Here is a 7061-nt window from a genome sequence, read left to right on the forward strand (position 1 = left end):
CGCGGGCAGCGTGCGGTCCGAGGACAGCCGCGGGTCGGCGAGGAGTTCGCGGGCGGTGCCATGCCCGGTGACCACCCAGACTCCACGCCCGTCGAACAGGGAGATCCGCGTGAGCGGACGCGCCTCGCGCAACGGCGCGTAGGCGGCGGGCGGGTGGTAGGGACACGTGCGGTCCTGCGGAAAGGCGACCGGTGGAGGGAGGCGGGTCGCGGTGGGCCGGGATGCGGAAACCGCCGCTGTCGGGGACGGGGATGCGGGGGCTTCCGATGCGGCGAACCGGGATGTGGCGGGTTGAGATCCCGGGGGCCCTACCGCGAGGGGCCCGGATTCCGGGAGTTGGAATGCCGGTCGGAATTCCGGAGGCCCCGATGCCGAAGGCCGGAATTCCGGAGGCCCTGATGCGGGGGACCCGGACACCGAGGGCTGGAATGCCGCGGGCTCGGATGCAGGGGGCCGAGACGTGGAGCGCTGGAATGCGGAGGGCTGAGGTGCGGAGGGCTGGGATGTGGAGGGCTGGGATGTGGAGGGCTGGGGTGTGGGCGGCTGGGTCTGGCGGGCTTCTGTCATGAGTGACCTCGCAAGCGACGGTTCCCTCTGGCCGATCTTCATTAGATGCCTCAGGCACCTATGCGGCCACGCGAAGTTCGGCCAGATGGGCGGTTCGCACGATCTGGCCGAAGCACGGTGGGCCCGCTTCCGGTTGCCTCGCGTTTCCGCAGCCCCGACACCGCGGGCGTGGCTCGATCTCCTCCGGAACACCCCTCCCGAAAATCGGTTGCGCGGCCACATCCGGTGGCCCGAGCATCAGCCCATGTTCACGATCGAAGCCTTCCTGCCGCCGACCTCCGCCGCCGTTCGTCCGGTGCGGGTCCAGCAGCAGCCCGGCCGACCGCGGAGGCCCGAGCTTCCCCGGTCGTGACCGCCGCGCTCGTCGCGGGGCTTCTCGCGGGCTATGGCATCGCCATGCCCGTCGGAGCGGTCGCGACCTATCTCGTCACCCTCACCGCCCGTACGTCCCTGCGGATCGGCGCCTCGGCCGCGCTGGGCGTCGCGACGGCCGACGGACTGTACGCCCTCGTCGCCGCCCTCGGCGGTACGGCGCTCGCGGCCGGGCTCCAGCCGTTCCTGCTCCCGCTGCGCTGGGCCTCCGTGCTGGTCCTCGCCGCGCTGGCGGTCCGCGGTGCGATCGGCGCGGTCCGCCAGTACCGCGAGCGGCGGCTCCCCGTGCGCGCCGGCCAGGATCCCCCACGCCCGGCCCGTGCCTACCTGGCGCTGCTGGGGATCACCCTGCTGAACCCCACCACGGTCGTCTACTTCGCCGCCCTGGTACTCGGCAGCCGGACGGCCGAGGCCGTACGCCCAATGGAACAGGGGGTGTTCGTCCTCGCCGCGTTCGTGGCGTCCGCGAGCTGGCAGCTTCTGATCGCCGGGGGTGGCGCGCTGCTCGGCCGGACTCTGACGGGTCACCGGGGACGGCTGGTGACGGGGCTCGCGTCGAGCGCCGTGATCATGCTGCTGGCCGTACGCGTGCTCGCGGCCCGGCCGTGAGGACCAGCCGGCTGTCACACTTCCGCGCCGGGCACCTGCCCGGCGCGCGAAGCCACGCGGGGCAGCGGTGCGGAAGGTTCGCGTCCGTACTGGTGTTGAATCATGCCGAGACACGGCCATTCCGACGCGACGATGGGACGGAAGTCATGCCACTTGAGGGCGAGTACGAGCCCAGCCCCACGCAGTGGGTGCGGGAACAGGTGGAGTTGTACGAGAGTTCCGGTGGGACCAAGGGCACGACGCTGACGGACACCGGGAGGCCCGTCATCATCCTCACGACACGCGGCGCAAAGAGCGGCAAGATCCGCAAGACCCCGCTGATGCGCGTCGAGCACGACGGACGGTACGCGGTGGTCGCCTCCCTGGGCGGCGCTCCCAAGCACCCGGTCTGGTACTACAACGTCACGTCCGATCCTCGCGTCGAGCTCCAGGACGGGCCCGAGCGCAAGGAGTTCACGGCCCGGGAGATCACCGGCGACGAGAAGGCCCAGTGGTGGGAGCGCGCGGTCGCCGCGTTTCCCCCGTACGCCGACTACCAGACGAAGACCGACCGGGAGATCCCCGTCTTCGTGCTGGAGCCGACCGACTGACCCCGGCCGCCCCGGCCGACTGACCCCGGCCACCTCGACCGACTGACCCCGCCGACCGGCACCGGCTCCCCGGCGGGCACCGATCCCTCCCGGATCCCCGCGCGATCGGTGTGCATGAGCCGCCGGGGGTCGGGCACCCGTGCGTCAGGCCCCGCCGCGTTCCCCCGTCGCGGCGGGGTTTCCCGCTGCCGCGGCGTCGACCTGCACCCAGTCGCTCGCCCCCGTCTCGCCGCGGCGGGCGGCCGCTCGCGCCGTCCGGGCGTCGGTCACGTCGAGGAAGATCTGGTCCGCCTCGGGGAAGGTGTGGGCCACGGAGCGCTTGATGCGCACGGCGACCTCCTCGACCTCCTCGCTGTCGAGCCCCGGGACGAGGTCGATCCGGGCGGCCACCAGTGTCGAGCCGAGACCCAGCTCCATGGTCAGCAGCGCCTCGACGCTGTCGATCTCGGGCTGCGCCTTCAGCAGCTCACGGATCCGGCCGCTCTGCTCCTCGTCGACGGCCCGCCCGATGAGCTGGTCGCGCGCGTCGCGGCCGAGCCAGAAGGCGACGAGCACGAGCAGCAGCCCGATGGCGAAGGAGGCGGAGGCCTCCCACACGACCTGGCCCGTGACCATGTGGAGCACCATTCCGATGATCGCGAAGGTCACGCCGAGCACCGCGGTGCCGTCCTCCGCGACGACCGTCCGCAGGGCCGGGTCCCGCATGCCGTCGCCGTCGCCGCGTACCTGGAAGACCGCCCTCAGCAGCGAGGCGCCTTCCGCGAGCAGGGCCACGCCGAGCACCGCGATCCCCGCCATATAGCCGCTGAAGGACTCCTCTGCGCCGTTCCGGAGCGCCTCGAATCCCTGGAAGAAGGAGAAGCAGCCGCCCATGACGAAGATGCCGACGGCCGCGAGCAGGGACCAGAAGAACCGTTCCTTGCCGTAGCCGAACGGGTGCTTGCGGTCGGCGGGGCGGCGGCTGCGGCGGAGCGCGGTCAGCAGGAAAACCTCGTTCAGGCTGTCCGCCACGGAGTGCGCGGCCTCCGAGAGCAGCGCGGGCGATCCCGCGAACAGGCCGCCCACCGCCTTGGCGACGGCGATCAGCAGGTTGGCGCCCAGCGCCACCCACACGGTGACCCTGGTTCTGCTGTCCGCCCCGTCCTCCTTGTCGTTCGTCCGCTGGTTCTCGTCCGACCGTTCCTGCGTGTCGTCAGCGCTCACTCCGGTCGGTTTCCCCTGCCTTCGCACCTCACACCGTCGCGGCCGAGGGAGTCGGGCGCCACAAATCGGGCACTCGTACCGCCGGAGCAGGCCCGGCGTACACCCGCGGCCTCGAAGAACGAAGAAGGAGCCTCAGGTGTCCAAGAAGCAGAAGAAGCGCCAGCTGTCCCTGACCTACAAGCCGGTCGGCTTCGTGCTGAGCTGGGCGGGAGGGTCCCTCGCCGGACTCGCCTTCCAGAAGGCCTGGATGGCGATACGCCACGAGGAGGACGCACCCGACGCCCTGGACAAGGAGCGCGGCTGGGGTGAGGTGCTGCTCGCCGCCGCCCTCCAGGGAGCGATCTTCGCCGTCGTGCGCAGTGCGGTGGACCGCACGGGCGCGAAGGCCATCGAACGCTCCACGGGCGTGTGGCCCTCCCCCGACAAGTCCGGCCGCGACTGAGGAAGCGCGCGTTCAAGTCGCGGCGGGCAGTCCCGACCCGGCGAAGGCGAGCCGCGTCGCTCCGGCGGGAGTTCGGCCCGACCGTCGCCCCCGTCGCCCTCTCCGTCCCGTACCGGCGGCACGTGGCGCCCTCGTCGCTGCGTTCGCCGCGGGAACGTCCCTCTTCGGCGGGAGAGCCGCGCTCCCGGGGCCGAAGAAGCCTTCTCCCGGCGGCGTACGGGGCCCGCACGTTCGTCCGACGTGGATCTCCGCCCGGTCAGCTCATCGCCGGGGGCTGGACGGGCCGCTCCGTGCGTCCGTCCTGTGCGGTCCCGTCGGACGCGCGAAGCCCGCGCCGCTTCTCGTGGCGCAGCGCCGCGCCAGTGGCCACGGCTCCCATTCCCTCCCACAGGCCCACACCCAGGAAGCCGTCCGGGGCACGCCCGCCGAGTACCGCGAGCGTGAAGACCGCGCAGGTCAGCAGGCGGAAGGGGACAGTCCAGCGGAAGAAGGCCTTCCAGTCGGAGAGGGAGGCCAGCACGTAGTACACGCCCATGTTCAGTGCCGCCATGGACGAGGCGGTGAGGAAGACCAATGTGTAGTCGTCGTCCGCGCGTTCGGGGCCTCCGTTCGGCGCGAAGCCCATGAGCGAGAGCAGGGTTTCCGGAGCGATCAGCCCCAGTGCCCCCATCGCGGCGGCGAGCAGGCCGAAGACCGCGATGGTCCAGCCCGACAGTGAGCGGGGCAGGAGCTGCATGGGCCCTCCGGGTGTGAAAGGAACGCGTCGAAGTATCCCCGCGCGTCCCGCGGGGGACGAGCCCGGCACCGGATCGGTCGAGGGGCGCCACAAGCACCCGCGGGCGAGGTCGGCGAGGTCATTCGCATCGGGCCGGCAGACCCGCGGCCCGGGATGGATCCGCGAGCCGGCAGGGTCGGCGATGTCGGCCAAAGGCTACGGCAACGCCGTTGCGCGGCAGTGGTGTTCGCCGGCGACGCCGGCGCGGCCCGACCGGACCGGCTCGCCGCGGACGCTACGGCGCGGCCGTGAAGGACCGGCGGTAGGAGCGGGGCGGCACTCCCCTGCGCCGTACGAACTGTTCGCGCAGGACGGCCGCGCTTCCGTATCCGACGCGGCGGGCGATCTCCTCCACCGGGAGGTCCGTGGTCTCCAGGAGTTCCTCGGCGCTGCTCAGACGCAGGCTCCGCAGCCAGGCGTGGGGGGTGGTGCCGGTCGCGGCGGTGAAGCGGCGGGCGAAGGAGCGCTTGCTCATCACCGCGCGGCGGGCCAGTTCCGCGACGGGAAGCGGTTCGTGGAGGTTCTCGCGGGCCCACGCGAGGACCTCGGCCAGTCGTTCGTCGCCGCAGTCTTCGGGGGCGGGGGCGGCCAGGTACTGCGCCTGCCCGCCGTCGCGATGGGACGGCAGGACCACGTCCCGGGCGACGGCGTTGGCCATCGCGGCTCCGTGCTCGCGGCGCAGCAGGTGCAGGCACAGGTCGAAGCCCGCGGCGGCTCCCGCGCCCGTGAGGATGCGCCCTTCGTCGATGTAGAGGGCGTCGGGTTCGACGGTGGTGTCGGGGTGGCGGCGGGCGAGCAGTTCGGCGAACCGCCAGTGGGTGGTGGCCCGTCGGCCGTCGAGCAGGCCGGCGGCGGCGAGCGCGAAGGCGCCGACGCAGTGGGCCGCGACCAGCGAGCCGCGCCCGTGTGCGTCCGACAGCGCGTCGAGCACGGCGGGTGCGGGTGGTGTGCGGAAGTCGGCCCATGGCAGGGCGATCACGAGATCCGCGGAGGCGAGCCGGTCCAGGCCGTGTGTGACGGTGAGCGGTATGCCCACGTCGGTGGGGACCGGCCCCGGCCGGTCGGTGCACAGGGTGAGGTCGAAGCCGGGCAGTGCCTCGCCGTGCGGTCCGAAGACCTCGGCGACGATGCCGACGGCGAGCATGCCGACTCCCGGCGGGGCGTACGCGGCCACGGTGGCGAAGGGAGGCACGCGAGCAGTGTGGCACGAATCCTGCGATCAGCGGCAGTTGTGCCACTCGTGGACGGTCCGCCCACGCGGAATGATCAGAGCCATGACAGACGCACCGCTCGGCCGCAATGCCGTGTACACGATCCTGACCACCGGCTACACGGGCTCCACCGGCCCGGGGGTCGCCGCCACCGTCTCCTACGTCTTCGACGCGGGCCGGCATGTGATCTTCGACCCGGGCATGGTGGCGAGCCGCGACCGAATCCTCGCCCCGCTCGCGGAGTTGGGACTCGGCCCCGACGACATCACCGACGTGGTGCTCAGTCACCACCACCCGGACAACACCATGAACGTGGGCCTGTTCGGGCGAGCCCGGGTGCACGACCACAAGGTGGAGTACCTCGGCGACCAATGGAGGAACCGGGACGCGGAGGGTTACGACCTCACGCCGTCACTGCGTCTGATCCGTACTCCGGGCCACAGTCCCGAGGACATCACGCTGCTGGCCGGTACGGACTCGGGTGTGGTCGCCTTCGCCGGCGATCTGTGGTGGGACGCGAACGGCCCGGCGGACGACCCCGTGGCCCCCGACCGTGACGTGTTGCGCGCCTCCCGGCTCCGGGTGCTGGACGCCGCGGACCTGATCGTGCCGGGCCACGGTGGGCCGTTCGAGGCCGACGACACCACGCCGCGCTGAGGGGTCCGGTCCGCACCCCGGTCGCGCTGCTCCGCCGGTCGGCGGCGGCGTGAGCGCGGTGAGCCGATCGGCGTCGCGGACCGGCAGCCCGCGTGCCGTGATGGGGGGCATGGCATGCGGCGGTCCCCGGCCCCGTCGGCCAGGAGGACCACGTCCGTGACACAGGCGGAGAGAGCCGAGGAGTCCGGCCGGGCGGTCAGCCCTGTTTGGGTGCCGTCGACCGGACGCACCGCAGGGTGAAGGAGTGTCCGGCCGGGTCGGCGTAGCCGCGTTCCTCGAACGGGCCGGACGCGTCCTTGGTCTCCAGCGCCCGCCCGCCCAGGCCGATCACCACGAGCTCCACCGCGTCGAGGTCGTCCACGTGGAGGTCGATGTGGGCCTGGAAGGCGTTCTCGGGGCGCGGCCAGCTGGGCGGTGTGGCGTTCCCGTCCCGGCGGAAGGCCATGCGCATGCCGTCGGTGCCCTTGATCTCGACGCGGTTCGCGCTCGCGTGCGTCTCCTCGGCGTCGAGCAGTTCCTTGTAGAAGGCCGCGAGCTTCTCGGGCTCGGCGCAGTCCAGCACCACGACGGCTGCCGTGACCAGTGCCATGTTTCCTCCGAAAGGGGTTCCGGGACGACGCGGCGTCCGGACGCTG

8 protein-coding genes and 1 pseudogene are annotated in these 7061 nt (G+C 72.3%); 4 read left to right on the forward strand and 5 right to left on the reverse strand.

Features of this window, described 5'->3' with window-relative positions; translation table 11 throughout:
- Positions 1-189, reverse strand: a pseudogene (locus tag ACFWBT_RS40400) (cytochrome P450); the annotation flags it as partial.
- A gap of 726 nt (positions 190-915) precedes the next feature.
- Between ACFWBT_RS40400 and ACFWBT_RS40405 the strand changes: the two are divergent.
- Both ACFWBT_RS40405 and ACFWBT_RS40410 read left to right on the forward strand, forming a co-directional pair.
- Positions 916-1548, forward strand: coding sequence for a LysE family transporter (locus tag ACFWBT_RS40405; protein ID WP_385709077.1), 633 nt, complete (start codon positions 916-918; stop codon positions 1546-1548).
- Positions 1549-1694: 146 nt separating this feature from the next.
- Entirely contained in the window at positions 1695-2138 is a 444-nt protein-coding gene (locus tag ACFWBT_RS40410; protein ID WP_385709080.1) for a nitroreductase family deazaflavin-dependent oxidoreductase, read from the forward strand.
- Between the two features lie 144 nt (positions 2139-2282).
- Here ACFWBT_RS40410 and ACFWBT_RS40415 read toward each other — a convergent pair whose 3' ends face one another.
- The gene (locus tag ACFWBT_RS40415; RefSeq protein ID WP_385709083.1) at positions 2283-3341 is read right to left on the reverse strand and encodes a cation diffusion facilitator family transporter; all 1059 of its coding nucleotides are present in this window, start codon (positions 3339-3341) and stop codon (positions 2283-2285) included.
- A gap of 136 nt (positions 3342-3477) precedes the next feature.
- On the opposite strand from ACFWBT_RS40415, the gene ACFWBT_RS40420 reads away from it, so the two are divergent.
- Positions 3478-3783: a DUF4235 domain-containing protein gene (locus tag ACFWBT_RS40420; RefSeq protein ID WP_385709085.1), complete on the forward strand. Its 306-nt coding sequence runs from the start codon at positions 3478-3480 to the stop codon at positions 3781-3783.
- 256 nt (positions 3784-4039) lie between these two features.
- Here ACFWBT_RS40420 and ACFWBT_RS40425 read toward each other — a convergent pair whose 3' ends face one another.
- A complete protein-coding gene (locus ACFWBT_RS40425; protein WP_385709088.1) occupies positions 4040-4519 on the reverse strand; it encodes a hypothetical protein in 480 nt (159 codons plus the stop codon).
- Positions 4520-4793: 274 nt separating this feature from the next.
- Complete coding sequence (locus ACFWBT_RS40430) at positions 4794-5702, reverse strand: GlxA family transcriptional regulator (RefSeq protein ID WP_385709096.1); 909 nt, start codon at positions 5700-5702, stop codon at positions 4794-4796.
- A gap of 130 nt (positions 5703-5832) precedes the next feature.
- Between ACFWBT_RS40430 and ACFWBT_RS40435 the strand changes: the two genes are divergently transcribed.
- A complete protein-coding gene (locus ACFWBT_RS40435) occupies positions 5833-6426 on the forward strand; it encodes an MBL fold metallo-hydrolase (RefSeq protein WP_385709091.1) in 594 nt (197 codons plus the stop codon).
- A 196-nt stretch (positions 6427-6622) separates the two neighbouring features.
- On the opposite strand, the gene ACFWBT_RS40440 is transcribed toward ACFWBT_RS40435, so the two are convergent.
- Entirely contained in the window at positions 6623-7015 is a 393-nt protein-coding gene (locus tag ACFWBT_RS40440) for a VOC family protein (protein WP_385709094.1), read from the reverse strand.
- Between the last annotated feature and the right edge of the window lie 46 nt (positions 7016-7061).

It is taken from the genome of Streptomyces sp. NPDC060027, assembly GCF_042737005.1.
Classification (GTDB): domain Bacteria; phylum Actinomycetota; class Actinomycetes; order Streptomycetales; family Streptomycetaceae; genus Streptomyces.

What these genes read in the sequence shown, in the direction of transcription:
- ACFWBT_RS40440 (WP_385709094.1), bottom strand. Translation starts at nt 7,015, where the DNA reads ATGGCACTGGTCACGGCAGCCGTCGTGGTGCTGGACTGCGCCGAGCCC.
- ACFWBT_RS40435 (WP_385709091.1), top strand. Translation starts at nt 5,833, where the DNA reads ATGACAGACGCACCGCTCGGCCGCAATGCCGTGTACACGATCCTGACC.
- ACFWBT_RS40410 (WP_385709080.1), top strand. Translation starts at nt 1,695, where the DNA reads ATGCCACTTGAGGGCGAGTACGAGCCCAGCCCCACGCAGTGGGTGCGG.
- ACFWBT_RS40430 (WP_385709096.1), bottom strand. Translation starts at nt 5,702, where the DNA reads ATGCTCGCCGTCGGCATCGTCGCCGAGGTCTTCGGACCGCACGGCGAG.
- ACFWBT_RS40425 (WP_385709088.1), bottom strand. Translation starts at nt 4,519, where the DNA reads ATGCAGCTCCTGCCCCGCTCACTGTCGGGCTGGACCATCGCGGTCTTC.